Genomic DNA, 14638 nt, shown 5'->3' with positions numbered 1-14638 from the left:
TGCTCAGGCCACTTTGACGCTGATGGTGTGGTAGCCCGTGGCGCCGTCAGGGGCAACCGGAGCTTTGTCTTCGGTTTGGGGCTGGCCGCTTGAGTCTGTGGCCCGGACCTGGACTTCGTAATCGCCGGCGGTGAGATCGATCCCGATCTGCCACTGATACCACGTGTCGGTGGAGATGGCGCTCGCAAGCTGTGCTTTCTGCCATGGCCCACGGTTGACGCGCACTTCGACCCGTTCCACGCCGCGATGCTGCGCCCAGGCAACGCCGCCGAACTGCACCTTTCCCGCTTGGACAGTCCGTCCATTGCGTGGCACGTCGATGCGGGACTGGGTCTTGATGGGCCCGTGGTCGCTCCAGCCCCGGGTGGTCCAGTAACCGGTGTCGTCGGCAAAGCGGGTCACTTTGAGTTCAGTCAACCACTTTGTGGCGGAAACGAAGCCGTAAAGTCCGGGCACGATCATCCGGACAGGGAAGCCATGCTCCAAGGGCAGCGGTTCTCCGTTCATGCCGACCACCAGCAGCGCGTCACGGTCGTCGGTCAGCGCCTCCAGCGGCGTGCTGGCGGTCCAGCCGTCGTTGCTGGTGGACAGCACCATGTCCGCACCGGCCTTGGGCCCGGCCATGGCGAGCAGCTCACGCACCGGCCACCCCAACCACAGGGCGTTGCCGATGAGGTCCCCACCCACGTTGTTCGAGACGCATGCGATGGTGATGTGGCGTTCGGTCATTGGTTTGGCCAGGAGCGCGGCAAAGTCCAGTTCGACTTCCCGTTCCACCATTCCGGTGACCTTCAGCTTCCACGCCGGCGGGTCAATGGCAGGAACCGTCAAGGCGGTGTCGATCCTGTAGAAATCGGAGTTCGGGGTTACCAGGGCGCTGATGCCCGGCAGGGAAAGCGAGGCCCCCGCTGGAACGGTTTGTGGCGGTGTTGCCGGTGCCGGCAGCTTCAGTGAGCTACGGAACCCCGCGGCCACGGCGCTGGCCCGGGTGAATATCGCCGTCACCGTTCCTCCCACCACAGCGGCAAGGGCCGTTCCGGTCATGGCGTTCAGGAAACTCCTTCTGGCCAGTGGCGCCTGCCCGCCCTCGTGCTCCGGGGCCGTAATGACCGTTCGCCGGGGAACCCAAGTGTTGAGCCGCTGGACGAGCATCCTCAACAGCAGCATGGTGATGGCGGCGGCGACGATCGGTGCCAGTGCCGCCTGCGGGCTGGTTTGGGCACGGGTCACGACGGCGGTCAGTCCCGCGGCGCCCGCAAGTCCCGCCAGTGCCAGGCCAAGACCGGGGCGTCGGCGTTCAAGGATGCCCGCGAGCGCGGCCAGGAACCCGGCGACCAGCACGATGGAGGCTACCAGGACAACTTTGTCGGCCGTACCGAAGAGCTGAACAGCAAGATCCTTCACCCCCGGTGGCACGGCGTCGATTACAGCCCCGCCGAGGGCCGTCACCGGGGAAACCAAGGGGCTGAGAAGACCGGCAGTGAGCTCCCCTGCCGCAATTCCTGCCGCGCCTGCAACCAGCCCTGCCAGAGGCGCCCACAGCCGCGGGCCGACCGTGGGGCGCCCGGTTTTAATCGTGTTGCGTACCGGCGTACTCATGATGTGCCTCCACGGACAATGTTCGGTTCAGTCGCGCCCACGGTTTGATTCGTCGCGGCAGCATTTGGAGCTGAGTCCCCCGGAAGCGATCCCGCCGGCAGCGTGAGGGCGAAGCGGCAGCCGCCGTCGACATTGCCCACAGTCACCTCGCCGCCGTGCGCGGTGACGATGCCGGCCACCATGCTCAGTCCTATGCCTGCCCCGCTGTAGCTTCCCTGCAGGGCCGCCGCCGAGCCTCGCGAGGGGTCTTTCTGCCACCCTGTTTCGAAAAGGTGCGGAAGGTCCTCTTCCGGGATACCTCCACACTGGTCCTGAACCGCGATGACGGCGTTGCCGTTGTCCCGTCCGACGCTGACATGGACGTCGGTGTCCGGCCGGCTGTAGATGATGGCGTTCAGGAGGATGTTCCGGATTGCCCTGGCCAGGCTCGGCCCGTCGGCCACCGCCATGCACTCACGGGCGCCACCGCCGTCGAGCTTGATGCCGCGCTTCGCTGCCAAAGGTGCCAGATCGGACAGGGCGTCGCTGACGAGGTCGTACAAATCGAGCGCTTCAGCGCGCAGGCGAAGACTCCCGGCTTGGATCTTGGACAGTTCCAGGAGGTCGTTGACCATGGCGGTCATCTGTTCGGTCTGCCCGATGATTTTCCGGTAGTAGCCCTGGACATCCGGGGCCATTCCGTCTTCGAGGGCTTCCGTCATGGCTCGCATGCTGGCCAGCGGGGTCCTCAAGTCATGCGAGATCCAGGACACCAGCTCGCGCCGGGCCTTCTCAATGGCGGCCTCGCGTTCGCGGGATTCGGCTAGGCTCCGGCTGCTCGCCTCAAGTTCCTGCGCCAGTTCGGCCAGCTCCGACGTCATGGCCGGAGCCGCCTTGCGACCCTCGGCCCGGGAGTGCTCCAGCGTTTCGCCGCGACCGATCCTGCGGGCCGCGTCCACCAACCGTGCCGCGTTCCTGGACACTCCTGCCCCGAGCACGAGGGACAGGGCGACAGCGACCGCCGATGCGGTCGCGAGGATGTACCACATCACTTCGAGGTCCCTGGCAGAGATGAACATCGCGTTGAAGGCACTGACCATACCGGCCACCAACACGGCCACCGTGGCGACCACCACCAGGCAGATCTGGGCCAAGACTGAGGCCCTGCGAAGCATCCGCAGCAGGGCGAGGGTCGCGGCGCCGATGAGCACGGCCCAGAAGAGGACCCAGGCCAGGATGGTCCAGAGTTCGCTACCTTCCATGCGCGGCCTCCCGTTTGCCGTCCGGGGACACGTCAAAGCGGTAGCCAACACCCCACACGGTCTTGATGAGTTCCGGTTTGGTGGGGTTGACCTCGATTTTCTCGCGCAGCCGGCGGACGTGGACGGTAACGGTCGAGAGATCCCCGAAATCCCATCCCCACACTGCCTTGATGAGTTCTTCCCGGCTGAACACCTGGTGGGGCCTGCGCATCAGAAAGGCAAGGAGGTCGAACTCGCGGGCGGTCAGCGAGAGCAATTGCCCGTCCAGCGTGACGGTCCGCGACGCTGGATCAAGTTCAAGACCTGCTGCTTCGACCGATGGTTCCGGGGCATATTCCTTGATGCTTCGCCGCAGCACCGACTTGACGCGCAGGACCAGCTCCCGGGGAGAGAAGGGCTTGGTCACGTAGTCGTCTGCCCCCATCTCCAGCCCGAGGATCCGGTCATCTTCGGTTCCCAGCGCTGTGACCATGATGACCGGCACGGTCATGGTCTGGCGCAGCCTTCGGCACACTTCGACCCCGTCCAGTCCCGGCAGCATGCGGTCCAGGATGACGAGGTCCGGCCTGCGCTGTGCCGCGAGGGTCAGGGCCGTGAAGCCATCGCCTGCCGTGTCCACCTGGAACCCCGCCATCACCAGGTAATCGCGGACGACATCGGCGATCGTCTCTTCGTCCTCGACCAGGAGGATACGCCGGTTTCCGGGTTCCGCTGATGATGCCGTATTAGTGGTCACGCTTTCAGCATAGATTTGCCAACGGTGCCCGGCACGCGATTCCAGCATCAGCGGCCCAACCGTAGGAATTCCGTAAGAACTCCCTGCCTGTAACCGGTGTCACTGATCACGCCCGGGTGGCGTAGCCTGAATTCATGAGTGTTCAGTTGGGCATGCCAATGCCCCCTTCCAGTGGAGCCGTGGGCGGCACTGAAAGTGGTGCGGCAACGCCGCCGCCCCGCCCTGCCGGCACTCCGGCCGGATTGTGGGACCGCCATGGTCGTCGCGCCACTGACATGCGGCTATCCCTGACGGACAAATGCAACCTCCGGTGCACCTACTGCATGCCTGCCGAAGGCCTCGAATGGCTCTCCAAGCAGGCCGTGATGACCCTGGACGAAATCGTCCGGATCGTCCGCATCGGCGTCAACTCGCTGGGTGTCCGGGAGCTGCGCCTGACCGGCGGTGAGCCGCTGGTACGTGCCGATCTGGCGGAGATCATCTCCGGCATCCGGAGCGGGCATCCTGACCTTCCCATCTCCATGACCACCAACGGTGTGGGCTTGGACAAGAAGGCAGAAGCCCTGAAGGCTGCCGGCCTGACCCGCATCAACGTCTCGCTCGATTCCCTCCACGAGGAAACCTTTGCCAAACTCACCCGGCGTCCGTTCCTGGACCGTGTACTGGCCGGCGTCGATGCCGCCTGGGCTGCGGGCCTCGGCCCGGTGAAGCTCAACGCCGTGCTCATGCGCGGCATCAACGACACCGAGTCCCCGGACCTCCTGGCGTGGGCTTTGGACCGCGGTTACGAACTACGTTTCATCGAGCAGATGCCCCTGGACGCCGACCACGGCTGGACCCGCCGGAACATGATCACCGCCGCGGAGATCCGGGAGCTCCTCTCCCGCGACTTCGTCCTCTCCCCCGACCCGCGCGAACGCGACGGCGCCCCTGCCGAGAGGTTTGAAGTACGACGCCGGGACACCGGTTCGGCTGAAGCGTCGGGTCCCGTCCTGGGAACGGTGGGCATCATCGCCTCGGTCACCGAGCCTTTCTGCTCCGACTGCCGGCGTACACGCATTACCGCCGAAGGCAAGATCATGAGCTGTCTGTTCTCGCGGGAGGAGTTCGACCTCCTGGGGCTCCTCCGCAGTGGGGCAACAGATTCCGAACTCGCCGAACGTTGGCAGGACGCCATGTGGATCAAGCCCAAGGCCCATGGCATGGACCACACCGGTCTCGGCGCAGCGGACTTCGTCCAGCCGGACCGCAGCATGAGCGCAATCGGAGGCTGAAAAACTTGTTGGTCCGTTACTTCGCTGCCGCGCGCGCGGCAGCGGGAGTCGAAGAAGAACTCCATGCACTTCCGGAAGGCACCAGTCTGGAAGCGCTCCTGGAAGCCGCCCTCGCCGTCGAACGTCCTGTGCCTCCGGAAGGCACACCGACGTTGGCCAGGATCGTGGCGCGCAGCAGCTTCCTCCGCAACGAAGTTGCGGTGCGGGACCACTCTGCGCCGCTCGGTGCCGACGACGTCATTGACGTTCTTCCGCCGTTCGCCGGAGGCTAGCGGACGGCAGGCACAGCCGTTTTCCTGAAGACGCTTTTCAACAGGGGGCTGAAGGCTGCGTGACCCTCCAACCGTAGATCGGCGGTGTGCACCAGCACGCCGTCCTCAACTCGGAAAGTGTGTCGTGCCACGCCGTCGGCCGTGCGCCGTTCCAGCGTCAGCATGCCGGCACTCCACGTCCCCCTGACCGGGGCGGCCGGCGGCTTTCCCATGCTGTCGACGTAGTACCACAGGGTGCCACCGTGATCCCGGTCAACCGTGAACATGCCATGTCCCTCGAAGTGGCTTCCGTCAGGCTCCCGGTGCTTGTAGCTCTGGACCACCGCGTGGCCACCGGCGGTCCCGGTGAAAACCACTTCGGCATCGGCTGTCCGAGCGGTCCCCCACGGCGAGGACGCGATTTCCGTAATGCCGGTCCAGTGGCCAAGGAACTCCCGCAGGATATCGACGGCACGACCGGTTGCGGGCAGGTCCATCACGTCTCCAAAGCCAACGGGGCAGCATCACCATCATGCTGCCTCTTTGAGGCCGCGCGCGTCCATAGCCGGAAGAAACCGGACAGGCCTCAGAGCCCGAAAGTCTCCGATTCTTCGAACGGTCCAACCACCGTGATGGTCCGGGGAGCCCCGGCCAGTTCGCGTGCGAGTTCCTGGACCTCCTCCACGGTGACCGCCTGGATACGGGCCAGGGTTTCGTCGATGTCCTGGAACTCGCCGGACACCAGTTCTGCCCGGCCAAGCCGCGACATCCTGGAACCCGTGTCCTCAAGGGCAAGGACAATCCCGCCACTGAGCTGCCCGACGGCTTTCCTGAGTTCCTCTTCCGTAATGCCGTCCTCGGCGAGCTTGTCCAACTCCACGCCCAGCAGATCAAGCACTTGGCGGACCTTGGAGGGCGTGCACCCGGCATACATGCCAAAGTAACCTGCGTCGGCATAGGCGGCAGTGAAAGAGTATGTCGAGTACACCAGTCCGCGCTTTTCGCGGATTTCCTGGAACAGCCGCGAGGACATCCCTCCGCCCAGAACCGCGTTGAGGACACTCATGACAAAGCGGCGGTCATCGGTGGCAACCATCGTCGGGCAACCCATGATGATGTTGGCCTGCTCCACGGGACGCTTGACCACATGGAGTCCCGACGTACCGGTGATCACGGCCCTGTCGGTACCGCGCCGGTTCACCGGAGCGGCATGGGGGTCAAGCTTCCAGCCCGCAGCGGTCAGGGCGTCGAGGACCAGCCCGCAGACGACGTCGTGATCCAATCCACCGGCAGCTGTGATGACCAGCTCTTCCGGGCGGTAGTAGCGCTGGTAGTGCTCCCATACGGAATCGCGTGCGACGGCCTTGATGGCGTCCGGCGTTCCCCCGATGGGGCGGGCCAGCGGATGGTCGCCCAGCACGGCGGCCACGAACTTCTCATGTGCTACATCCGTGGGGTCGTCGCTGTCCATGGCGATTTCCTCGAGGATGACGTCCCGTTCCTGCTCAAGCTCCGCGGGGTCCAGAACCGCGCCTGTAATCATGTCCGCAATGACGTCGATGGCCATGGGAAGATCGGTGTCCAGCACCCGGGCGAAGTAGCAGGTGCTTTCCTTTGCCGTCGCAGCATTGGATTCGCCCCCCACCTCGTCGAAGGCGGAAGCAATTTCCAGGGCAGTGCGGCGCTTGGTGCCCTTGAACAAGAGGTGTTCAAGGAAGTGCGTTGATCCGTGCTGGCCTTCTGCCTCGTCGCGTGACCCTACTGCCACCCAGAACCCGATGGTGGCCGAACGCTGACCCGGCATAGCCTCGGTCAAGACGCGCACGCCGCCGGGAAGGACCGAACGCCGAACGACGGAACCGCCCTCGGCACCATGGATCAATTCGCCGCCGGGAAGGGTTTGCTCCAGCGGCAAGGGTACGACAGTCATCAAGGCCTTTCAGGTTTTCGGGTTAAGGCCGGAAGGGCCGGTGGACCTTTTCAAGTCCACCGGCCCCGCCGGGTGTACTGCTTACAGACTACTCTGCAGAAGCTTCGGCGGCTTCGGCCGGAGCTTCCTCTGCGGTGGCGCCTTCTTCTTCGGCAACAACCGGCGAGAGGGACAGCTTTCCGCGGTCATCGATCTTGGTGATCTCGACCTGGACCTTCTGGCCGACGGAGACGACATCTTCGACGTTGTCCACGCGCTTGCCGTTGGCCAGCTTGCGGAGCTCGGAGATGTGCAGCAGGCCGTCCTTGCCCGGGGTAAGGGAAACGAAGGCGCCGAAGGTGGTGGTCTTGACGACCGTACCCAGGTAGCGCTCACCGATTTCCGGTACCTGCGGGTTGGCGATGGCGTTGATTGCCGAACGGGCAGCGTCTGCGGACGGGCCGTTGGTAGCGCCGATGTAGACGGTGCCGTCATCTTCGATGGAGATGTCCGCGCCGGTGTCTTCCTGGATCTGGTTGATCATCTTGCCCTTGGGGCCGATGACCTCGCCGATCTTGTCCACGGGGATCTTGACGGCGATGACGCGCGGTGCGAACTCGGAGAGCTCGTCCGGGGTGTCGATCGCTGCGTTGATGACCTCGAGGATGTGGAGGCGGGCTTCACGGGCCTGCTTCAGTGCTGCGGCCAGCACGGATGCGGGGATGCCGTCCAGCTTGGTGTCCAGCTGGATGGCCGTGACGAACTCGGACGTACCGGCGACCTTGAAGTCCATGTCACCGAAAGCGTCTTCGGCGCCGAGGATGTCGGTCAGAGCTGCGTAACGGGTCTGGCCGTCAACCTGGTCGGAAACCAGGCCCATGGCGATACCGGCGACGGGAGCCTTCAGCGGCACACCTGCGTTGAGCATGGAAAGCGTGGAGGCGCAGACCGAGCCCATGGACGTCGAACCGTTGGAACCGAGGGCCTCGGATACCTGGCGGATGGCGTACGGGAACTCTTCACGGGTGGGCAGAACCGGAACCAGTGCACGCTCTGCGAGGGCGCCGTGGCCGATTTCGCGGCGCTTCGGGGAACCGACGCGGCCGGTCTCGCCGGTGGAGTACGGCGGGAAGTTGTAGTTGTGCATGTAGCGCTTGCGCGTTACCGGCGACAACGAGTCGATCTGCTGCTCCATCTTGAGCATGTTCAGCGTGGTGACACCCATGATCTGGGTCTCGCCGCGTTCGAAGATGGCCGAGCCGTGAACGCGGGGAAGAACCTCGACCTCGGCGGTCAGCTGGCGGATGTCCGTCAGGCCACGGCCGTCGATGCGGACCTGGTCCTTGAGGATGCGCTGGCGCACGACGTGCTTGGTGACCGAGCGGAACGCTGCGGACAGTTCCTTTTCGCGGCCCTCGAACTCTCCGGCGAGTGCACCAAGGACTTCGTCCTTGAGCTCATCGGAGGCGTTGTCGCGCTCCTGCTTGTCGGCGATCTGGAAGACAGCGGCCAGCTTGTCGGCGGCAGCGGCTTCAACGGCAGCGTAGACGTCGTCCTGGTAGTCAAGGAAGACCGGGAACTCGACCGTGGGCTTGGCAGCGCGGGCTGCCAGGTCTGCCTGTGCTTCGCAGAGTGCCTTGATGAACGGCTTGGCAGCCTCGAGACCCTCGGAAACAACCTCTTCGGTGGGGGCAGTGGCGCCCTGTTCCTTGATGAGGCTCCAGGAGTTGTCGGTGGCTTCGGCTTCAACCATCATGATGGCGACGTCGTCACCGGCGATGCGGCCGGCAACAACCATGTTGAACACGGCGTTCTCGAGCTGGGAGTGCTTCGGGAAGGCAACCCACTGCGAACCCTGCTCATCGGCGATGAGGGCGACGCGGACGCCACCGATCGGGCCGGAGAAGGGGAGGCCGGAAAGCTGCGTGGACATCGAGGAGGCGTTGATGGCGACGACGTCGTAGAGCTCATCGGGGTTGATCGCCAGGACGGTGACGACGATCTGGACCTCGTTGCGCAGGCCCTTGACGAAGGCCGGGCGCAGCGGGCGGTCCATAAGGCGGCAGGCCAGGATGGCTTCGGTGGACGGGCGGCCTTCGCGGCGGAAGAACGAACCCGGGATGCGGCCGGCAGCGTACATGCGCTCTTCGACGTCGACCGTCAGGGGGAAGAAGTCGAATCCTTCGCGCGGCTGCTTGCCGGCGGTGGTTGCGGAAAGAAGCGCAGTGTCGTCGTCGATGTAAACCATCGAGGCGCCGGCTGCCTGCTTGGCGAGGCGACCGGTTTCGAAGCGAATGACGCGCTTGCCGAACCGGCCGTTGTCGATGATGGCTTCGGAGAACTGGATTTCGGGACCCTCCATGGAGAGTCACCTCCGTTTCTGTTAGCGGAAGTCCACCGCATCAACCCAGGCCCCTTCTTTTTTACTGGCCTGTACTACACCCGGTCATCGATCGAGATCCACGGGCTGCACCTCCTGCGGTACACATCCCGGGAATCACTACCGAGGACCGCGAATGCGCGATGCGGTTGATTCCTGTGTTTAGTTGTTGGTGAAGAAGGCGGCCCGTTCCGCGAAGGACCGGGCCGCCAAAGACAGACTAGCGGCGCAGGCCGAGACGCTCGATGAGCGAACGGTAGCGGGCGATGTCGGTGTCCTTCAGGTAGGAAAGCATGCGCTTGCGACGACCAACCAGTGCGAGCAGACCGCGCTGGGTGTGGAAGTCGTGCTTGTGCTCCTTCATGTGCTCAGTCAGATCCTTGATCCGCTGGGTCAGGACTGCAACCTGGACCTCGGGCGAACCGGTGTCGCCTTCAGAGGTTGCGTATTCCTTGATGATGGACTGCTTTACAGCGGCGTCAAGTGCCACGTGAACTCCTAGAGTTGTGCCGTGCTTCCCGATGCAGCGCTTCGCTGCCGGGTTGCCCTTGGTGCGTCTCCACACACAAAAACAGGTCCAGCTGCCACGGACTGCGGCCAGAACCATTCACCAGTTTACCGGCAGGCCGCCAGTGTTGTCGAAATCCCCTACCGCGGGGCGAGCAGCTCCCGCGCCTGGGCCACGTCGAGGCACATTTGTTCCACCAGCGCTTCGGGTCCACGGTATGCCACCATCCCCCGCAGGCGCCTGGTGAATTCGACCGCAACGGTTTGGCCATAGAGGTCGAAGTCTTCAACACGCTCTTCCGGACGATCGATCACGTGCGCTTCGACCTGGCGGCTCACTCCGTCGAAGGTTGGGTTTGAACCCACGGAGATCGCGGCCGGCCAGCGCGTACCCGCTTCGTCGATCAGCCAGCCGGCATAGATGCCATCGGCCGGGATATAGCCGGTTGATTCCGGGGAAAGGTTGGCCGTGGGGAATCCGAGGTCGCGCCCACGGGCAGCACCGTGGACTACTTCGCCCCGCATCCGGTGCGGCCTGCCCAGAACTGCGGCGGCCGTAACGACGTCGCCTTCGGACAAGGCCTCCCTGACCCAGGTGGAGGAGCAGCGGCGGTCGGCGTCGCCGTCGTGATGAAGCGGGAAGCCGCCGGCCCCGTATTCATTGACCACCTGCACGCCAAAGCCCAGTTCTTCGCCCAGTTCCTGCATCGTGACAACATCGCCGACGTTACCTGCACCGAAGCGGAGATCGTGGCCTACAACAAGGTGCGCGGCGTGAAGTCCGTCCAGCAGGACTTCCTGGACGAATTCAACCGGCGTCATCGCCGCGAGGTCCAGCGTGTACTTCATGACCAGGACGGCGTCGACGCCGGTGTCGGCCAGCGCGTCCAGCTTGTCCTGCAGACCCATGATCAGCTCAGGCGCGGCATCGGGACGGTGCACCTGCGCCGGGTGGGGATCGAACGTCACCGCAACCGAGGGAATGCCGTACCGCTGGGCAGTGTCAGTCAGTTGCGCGAGGACATGCTGGTGGCCCCGATGGACACCGTCGAAATTGCCGATGGTGACTACGGTAGGTCCGAAGTCCTTGGGGACCTCAGTGGGATCGTTCCAGATGTGGACCATCAACCTCGCCTTTTACTGCAGATGTTCATTGCGTCCGGCAACCTCCCGGGGCCGGAACAATCTAAGGTTACCCGCAAGGGCAGGCGGCTCAGGACGGCCGGCGCTTGTTGAGCCACAGGAGCCCAAGGACCGGCAGCAACAACGGCACGAAGCCATAGCCTCGCCCGAACAGCGACCACACGGTGTCGTGCGGGAAAGCGACGGGATCGAAGAGGCTGATCGCGCCGACCACGAGAACGCCCACCAGTTCCGTCAGTACGGCAGCCAGCGAGACCTTGAACCAGGTACGGCCCGGCTTCGCCAGCGAAACGGTTGCCACGATGTAGACGACGGCGGCAAACGCCGAAAGGATGTGCGCCAGCGGAGCTTCGGCGAACTTGGTGGCAATCTGGTAGCCGGCGCGCGCGGTCGCCGACAGGGCGAACACGGCGTAGACCGCAATCAGCAGACGTCCCGGGCCGGTGTTCCGGGTGTCTTTCTGCTTCGGCTGTTGGCCGGCGGAGTTGGTCTCGGTTCCAGTCACTTCGTGTTCTTCCTTCAAGGTCAGTACCAGATCTGGTTCATGCGGGCACCCATCACAAGGACCGTCACGCCCACCGCCGCGAGGACGAAATTGCTCCAGCGGGTTCGTTCCAGGATGGCCCAATACACCGCACCCAGGGGGATGATCAGCGCGGTCAGCATATAGCCCCAGAATTCCCAGGGTTCGCCCGCGATCTGCTCGCCCAAGGCAACGCGGACGATCGATCCCACCAGATAGACCAGCAGCACCGCTTCGACAGCCAGCACGGAGTAGATCGTGGGATCGTTCGGCGCCTTCTTCATCAAACCGGCGACGATGCAGATGATGGTCGACACCAGGCCGACGATCAGGAGTGCGTAGAAATACCCGTCCATGCCTACTCCGCCCCGGTTGTTCCGAAGGCCTCAGCCGTTCCGAAGGCGGCGTCCGTTCCGGAAGCGGCGGCCGTTCCCGGGCCTGTCCCCGGCGCAAAGACCAGCACCGGCTTGGCGAAGGCGCCCGTATCTGCCAGCAAGGCCACCAGCTCTCCCGACGGCGCGAATGCTGCGGCGGGTTTGTCGGCTGTCGCCGCGTCCGGAGTGCCTGCTCCAGGACCTGCGGCAATGCGGCGGCCGAAGGAGATCTCCGTGGTTTCGTCCTCGCTCAGTTCACGGTTTGGCATGAGGGCGCGTGCGGCCAAGGACATGTCAAGGACTTCGAGTTCTTCTGCCAGATCTTCGAGGGTCTTGGCCTGCTCGATCGAGTACGGGCCAACCTGGGTGCGACGGAGGGCGGTGAGGTGCCCACCAACCCCCAGCGCATTGCCGAGGTCGCGGGCCAAGGCCCGGATGTAGGTTCCGGAGGAGCATTCGACGGTGACGTCGACGTCGACTACCCTGCCGCCGTCGGGCCTGTTGACCGCATGGATGTCGAAACGGTGGATGGTGACCGGCCGGGCAGCGAGCTTGACCTCTTCGCCGGAGCGGACGCGGGCGTAGGAACGTTCGCCGTTGACTTTGATGGCGCTGACGCTGCTGGGGACCTGTTGGATGGGGCCGGTCAGCGCCGCGACGCCGGCCGCGATGGCGGCGTCGGTGACGGCCGCGGCGCTGCGGGCTTCCGTGATCTCGCCTTCGGCGTCGTCCGTGATGGTAGTTTCACCCAGCCTGATGGTGGCGGTGTAGGTCTTGGACGTGCCCACGATGTAGGTCAGCAGGCGTGTCGCCTTGTTGATGCCGATCACCAGCACCCCGGTTGCCATCGGATCCAGGGTTCCCGCATGCCCCACTTTCCGGGTGCCGGCCAGCCGCCGCATCCGTCCAACCACATCATGGCTGGTCCATCCCTGCGGTTTGTCAACGATTACCAGTCCAGAAAGCACGCTTACCAGTATATGGGTGGCTAGGATGGCTCCCATGCCTGAGCTTGCCGCGCACGTACGCGACGTCCCCGTGAACCAGATCCGCGAAATCACAGAAGCCGCCTGGGCCACCCCCGGAGCGATTGTCCTGAGCATAGGCGAGCCGGGCTTCCCGCTTCCGCGCCACGTCCTGGATGCCGGGATAGCGTGCTTGGACCGGGATGAGACCAACTACACACCCAATGCGGGGATCCCGGCCCTCCGGGAAGCGTTTGCCACGCGGTTCCGCGAACAACAACACGTGGACATTGGCGCGGACCGCGTCTACGTGGTGGACGGCGCGCAACAGGGCCTGCATTTCGCCATGAGCCTGCTCCTGTCCCCCGGCGACGAAATCCTCATCCCCAATCCGGGCTACCCCACGTTCGCCATGACGACCCGGCTCTTACACGCAGTTCCCGTGCAGTATCCCCTGTACCCGCACAACGACTTCCAGCCGCACATCGAGGACATTGAAGCCCTCATCACGCCCCGGACCAGGGTGTTGATGCTCAACTCGCCGTCAAATCCCCTCGGTGCAGTCATCAGCGAGGAAACCACCCGGCAACTGGTTGCCCTTGCCGTCAAGCACGACCTCTGGATCATTTCCGACGAGTGCTACGAAGCCTTCACTTTTGACGTCCCCCACGTCAGCCCGGTCCGGTTCGACAGTGCCATTCCCGGCGAAGCCAGGGTGTTCGCTTCCCTGACTCTCTCCAAGACGTACGGCCTGACGGGCCTGCGTATCGGCGCGCTGGTCTGCCCGCCCGGGCTGGAGCAGAAGATGAACAACGTCATGGAATCGATCGTCTCGTGCGTGGCCTCGCCGTCGCAGTACGCCGCCCTGGCGGCGTTGACCGGGCCGCAGGAGTACGTTTCCACCGCCCGCGAGCACTACCGGAGCAACCGCGACGCAGCCTCGGCCGTGCTGGCGGAGAAGAACATTCCCTTCCTGGGGGCGCAGGGAGCCTTCTACCTGTGGGCCGACGTTTCGCACGTGAGCGATGGCGATGTCCGCACCTGGGTGCGCAAATTCCTGGCGGACTCAGGGGTGTCGTTTGCTCCTGGAACGGCGTTTGGATCGATCGGCGAGGGCTGGATCCGAATTGCGCTGTGCGGCGGCCAGCAGGAACTGCTCGACGGCGTCAGCCGCCTTCCAGCCCGGCCCGGCTCAGGTGCGTCCTGGCTGAACCCCTAATAGGCGGTGCGTCGGACGTGGTTCCGCCATGCCTCAAAGGGCTGGTCCGCGGCCGGGAGTTCGAAGTGTTCCACGGGGAGAAGCCCGGGCCTGGATCCGCTGAAGTATTCGTAAAACAATTCGTCGTCAAAGCCTGCCCGTGCTGCCCCGTGCCTGTCGGCCGCGAAGTAGACATGCCCGATCCTGGCCCAAAGGGTCGCAGAGAGGCACAGCGGGCACGGTTCGCAGCTGGTGTAGAGCACAGAACCGGAGAGGTCGAACTTCCTGATGGCCGCGGCGGCCCGGCGGATTGCCACTACCTCGGCGTGGGCTGTGGGATCGTGGTCCCTGGTTACCCGGTTGACTCCCTCGTGGGCGGTTCCGTCCGGGGTGACCACGATGGCGCCGAAGGGTCCGCCGCCGTCGGCGACATTCCGGACGGCCAGCTGTATGGCCCGGTTCAGGTATTCATCACGCTGGTGAGCACTGTGCGCCGACATGCTCCGATCCTAACGAGTTTTTGTACAGCAAATGCCCC

The 14638-nt window shown here is 64.5% G+C and carries 15 protein-coding genes; 3 read left to right on the top strand and 12 right to left on the bottom strand.

The genetic code is table 11. The features are described 5' to 3' along the window. Positions 1 to 3: 3 nt before the first annotated feature. The 3 genes from FDP28_RS18315 to FDP28_RS18305 are packed head-to-tail and all read right to left on the bottom strand — an operon-like array spanning position 4 to position 3576. The gene (locus FDP28_RS18315; RefSeq protein ID WP_144663031.1) at positions 4 to 1599 is read right to left on the bottom strand and encodes a molybdopterin-dependent oxidoreductase; all 1596 of its coding nucleotides are present in this window, start codon (positions 1597 to 1599) and stop codon (positions 4 to 6) included. Then, positions 1596 to 2840: a sensor histidine kinase gene (locus tag FDP28_RS18310; protein ID WP_260842533.1), complete on the bottom strand. Its 1245-nt coding sequence runs from the start codon at positions 2838 to 2840 to the stop codon at positions 1596 to 1598. Before FDP28_RS18310 ends, FDP28_RS18315 begins: the two co-directional genes overlap by 4 nt. Then, positions 2830 to 3576 (bottom strand): response regulator transcription factor, encoded by a 747-nt coding sequence (locus FDP28_RS18305; RefSeq protein WP_144663030.1) that lies wholly within the window; start codon positions 3574 to 3576, stop codon positions 2830 to 2832. Before FDP28_RS18305 ends, FDP28_RS18310 begins: the two co-directional genes overlap by 11 nt. A 134-nt stretch (positions 3577 to 3710) precedes the next feature. On the opposite strand from FDP28_RS18305, the gene moaA reads away from it, so the two are divergent. Then, positions 3711 to 4850 (top strand): GTP 3',8-cyclase MoaA, encoded by a 1140-nt coding sequence (gene moaA, locus FDP28_RS18300; protein ID WP_144663029.1) that lies wholly within the window; start codon positions 3711 to 3713, stop codon positions 4848 to 4850. 5 nt (positions 4851 to 4855) lie between these two features. Beyond that, positions 4856 to 5122 carry a MoaD/ThiS family protein gene (locus FDP28_RS18295; RefSeq protein ID WP_144663028.1) on the top strand — a complete coding sequence of 89 codons (267 nt, stop codon included), beginning with the start codon at positions 4856 to 4858 and terminating at the stop codon, positions 5120 to 5122. Here the strand turns inward: FDP28_RS18295 and FDP28_RS18290 are convergent. The 8 genes from FDP28_RS18290 to truB form a co-directional block, all read right to left on the bottom strand. Beyond that, positions 5119 to 5598 carry a DUF1579 family protein gene (locus FDP28_RS18290; protein WP_144663027.1) on the bottom strand — a complete coding sequence of 160 codons (480 nt, stop codon included), beginning with the start codon at positions 5596 to 5598 and terminating at the stop codon, positions 5119 to 5121. The genes FDP28_RS18295 and FDP28_RS18290 overlap by 4 nt on opposite strands. Before the next feature lie 89 nt (positions 5599 to 5687). After that, on the bottom strand, positions 5688 to 7031 hold the full coding sequence (locus tag FDP28_RS18285) for a M16 family metallopeptidase (RefSeq protein ID WP_144663026.1): 1344 nt from the start codon (positions 7029 to 7031) through the stop codon (positions 5688 to 5690). Positions 7032 to 7119: 88 nt separating this feature from the next. Continuing rightward, the gene (locus FDP28_RS18280) at positions 7120 to 9372 is read right to left on the bottom strand and encodes a polyribonucleotide nucleotidyltransferase (RefSeq protein WP_144663025.1); all 2253 of its coding nucleotides are present in this window, start codon (positions 9370 to 9372) and stop codon (positions 7120 to 7122) included. Positions 9373 to 9610: 238 nt separating this feature from the next. Beyond that, on the bottom strand, positions 9611 to 9880 hold the full coding sequence (gene rpsO / locus FDP28_RS18275) for a 30S ribosomal protein S15 (protein WP_144663024.1): 270 nt from the start codon (positions 9878 to 9880) through the stop codon (positions 9611 to 9613). 158 nt (positions 9881 to 10038) lie between these two features. Continuing rightward, positions 10039 to 11022 (bottom strand): bifunctional riboflavin kinase/FAD synthetase, encoded by a 984-nt coding sequence (locus FDP28_RS18270; protein WP_144663023.1) that lies wholly within the window; start codon positions 11020 to 11022, stop codon positions 10039 to 10041. A gap of 88 nt (positions 11023 to 11110) precedes the next feature. Next, entirely contained in the window at positions 11111 to 11545 is a 435-nt protein-coding gene (locus FDP28_RS18265) for a hypothetical protein (protein ID WP_260842532.1), read from the bottom strand. Between the two features lie 20 nt (positions 11546 to 11565). Beyond that, complete coding sequence (locus FDP28_RS18260) at positions 11566 to 11919, bottom strand: hypothetical protein (RefSeq protein WP_144663021.1); 354 nt, start codon at positions 11917 to 11919, stop codon at positions 11566 to 11568. Positions 11920 to 11921: 2 nt separating this feature from the next. Beyond that, positions 11922 to 12905: a tRNA pseudouridine(55) synthase TruB gene (truB, locus tag FDP28_RS18255; protein ID WP_186313710.1), complete on the bottom strand. Its 984-nt coding sequence runs from the start codon at positions 12903 to 12905 to the stop codon at positions 11922 to 11924. Between the two features lie 34 nt (positions 12906 to 12939). Between truB and FDP28_RS18250 the strand changes: the two genes are divergently transcribed. Beyond that, positions 12940 to 14121, top strand: a complete 1182-nt coding sequence (locus FDP28_RS18250) for a pyridoxal phosphate-dependent aminotransferase (protein ID WP_186313709.1) — start codon at positions 12940 to 12942, stop codon at positions 14119 to 14121. On the opposite strand, the gene FDP28_RS18245 is transcribed toward FDP28_RS18250, so the two are convergent. Next, positions 14118 to 14600 carry a nucleoside deaminase gene (locus FDP28_RS18245; protein ID WP_144663018.1) on the bottom strand — a complete coding sequence of 161 codons (483 nt, stop codon included), beginning with the start codon at positions 14598 to 14600 and terminating at the stop codon, positions 14118 to 14120. The genes FDP28_RS18250 and FDP28_RS18245 overlap by 4 nt on opposite strands. Between the last annotated feature and the right edge of the window lie 38 nt (positions 14601 to 14638).

Origin of the sequence: Paenarthrobacter nicotinovorans, from assembly GCF_007670255.1 — a bacterium.
In the GTDB taxonomy this organism is placed as follows: Bacteria; Actinomycetota; Actinomycetes; order Actinomycetales; family Micrococcaceae; genus Arthrobacter; species Arthrobacter nicotinovorans_B.
The sequence above is the reverse complement of the archived record's forward strand: the minus strand, read 5'-3'. Positions and strand labels throughout refer to the sequence as shown.

Bases quoted from the DNA above. Each gene is read 5' to 3' on its own strand.
- FDP28_RS18315 (WP_144663031.1), bottom strand. From the start codon at position 1,599: ATGAGTACGCCGGTACGCAACACGATTAAAACCGGGCGCCCCACGGTC.
- FDP28_RS18310 (WP_260842533.1), bottom strand. From the start codon at position 2,840: ATGGAAGGTAGCGAACTCTGGACCATCCTGGCCTGGGTCCTCTTCTGG.
- moaA (WP_144663029.1), top strand. From the start codon at position 3,711: ATGAGTGTTCAGTTGGGCATGCCAATGCCCCCTTCCAGTGGAGCCGTG.
- FDP28_RS18290 (WP_144663027.1), bottom strand. From the start codon at position 5,598: ATGGACCTGCCCGCAACCGGTCGTGCCGTCGATATCCTGCGGGAGTTC.
- FDP28_RS18285 (WP_144663026.1), bottom strand. From the start codon at position 7,031: ATGACTGTCGTACCCTTGCCGCTGGAGCAAACCCTTCCCGGCGGCGAA.
- FDP28_RS18280 (WP_144663025.1), bottom strand. From the start codon at position 9,372: ATGGAGGGTCCCGAAATCCAGTTCTCCGAAGCCATCATCGACAACGGC.
- FDP28_RS18270 (WP_144663023.1), bottom strand. From the start codon at position 11,022: ATGGTCCACATCTGGAACGATCCCACTGAGGTCCCCAAGGACTTCGGA.
- FDP28_RS18260 (WP_144663021.1), bottom strand. From the start codon at position 11,919: ATGGACGGGTATTTCTACGCACTCCTGATCGTCGGCCTGGTGTCGACC.
- FDP28_RS18250 (WP_186313709.1), top strand. From the start codon at position 12,940: ATGCCTGAGCTTGCCGCGCACGTACGCGACGTCCCCGTGAACCAGATC.
- FDP28_RS18245 (WP_144663018.1), bottom strand. From the start codon at position 14,600: ATGTCGGCGCACAGTGCTCACCAGCGTGATGAATACCTGAACCGGGCC.